Raw genomic sequence first — 960 nt, forward strand, 5'->3', positions numbered from 1 at the left:
CGCCGTATCGCAAGAGCATGAAATTACACGAGATAGTTTTGAATCAGACTCTAAGGCGCTGCAAAGAGAACCGTTCCTCCGCGAAGTCGGCACCGTCTTTGCGGGTGAGGCCAAGGGCAATGCGATCGCAGCCTTGAAGCTCCTGCAACGGATCGTGGCACCGACGGAAAAGGCGCCTGATCCTGCTGCCCTGACTGTGATCATCGAGGCTCTGCGGCACATCGACCCTGAGGTGCAGGCGAACGCCATCGGGATGCTTGAGCCTCATTCGAAGCACCTGTCGGCTGAGCAGTACGCTGCGCTTGAGGACATGGTGGTCCTGGTGTCAGCCAGCAATCGGCCAGCGCTTGAAAGTTTGCTCCCCAAAGGCACTGGAGCCGCCACCAGTTCAAATCCAAGCTCAATGGCAACCGGCTTGTGTGATGGGATCGCAGATTGTCCCCCGTCAGCACCAATGGCACAGATTTGAGGTTGTGATTTAAGGAGGGTTGGGGCTTCGTCGTAGTGACGAAGGAACGAAGATGAAGACCCAACCCTCCGTGAAAAAATCCCCTCCCAAGAAGGCCCCAGCTGAGCGGGTGGTCAAGGATATCCGCCGAGCAACCCGGCGCCATTTCTCTGCCGAAGAAAAGATCCGCATCGTGCTGGACGGCCTGCGTGGTGAGGACAGCATCGCAGAGCTGTGCCGCAAGGAAGGCATCGCCCAGAGCCTGTATTACACTTGGTCGAAGGAGTTTATGGAAGCAGGTAAGCGCCGGTTGGCCGGTGATACCGCCCGTGCCGCGACCACTGGCGAGGTGCAGGATCTGCGCCGCGAAGCCCGCGCCCTGAAGGAATGCGTGGCCGACCTGACGCTGGAAAACCGTTTGCTCAAAAAAAGCATGATCGCGGATGGGGGCGACGAAGAATGAGGTATCCCGCATCCGAGAAGCTCGAGATCATCAGGATCGTCGAGCAGTC

General features: G+C 58.3%; 1 protein-coding gene and 1 pseudogene. Both read left to right on the plus strand.

The annotated features are described in order from the left end of the window. Nucleotides 1–469 (plus strand): hypothetical protein (locus AX708_RS20725; protein WP_197426336.1); only part of this gene is annotated, 469 nt, incomplete at its 5' end. A gap of 52 nt (nt 470–521) precedes the next feature. Next, nucleotides 522–960 (plus strand): annotated as a pseudogene (locus AX708_RS03115) (transposase); the annotation flags it as partial.

The organism is Erythrobacter sp. CCH5-A1 (assembly GCF_001557115.1).
In the GTDB taxonomy this organism is placed as follows: domain Bacteria; phylum Pseudomonadota; class Alphaproteobacteria; order Sphingomonadales; family Sphingomonadaceae; genus Erythrobacter.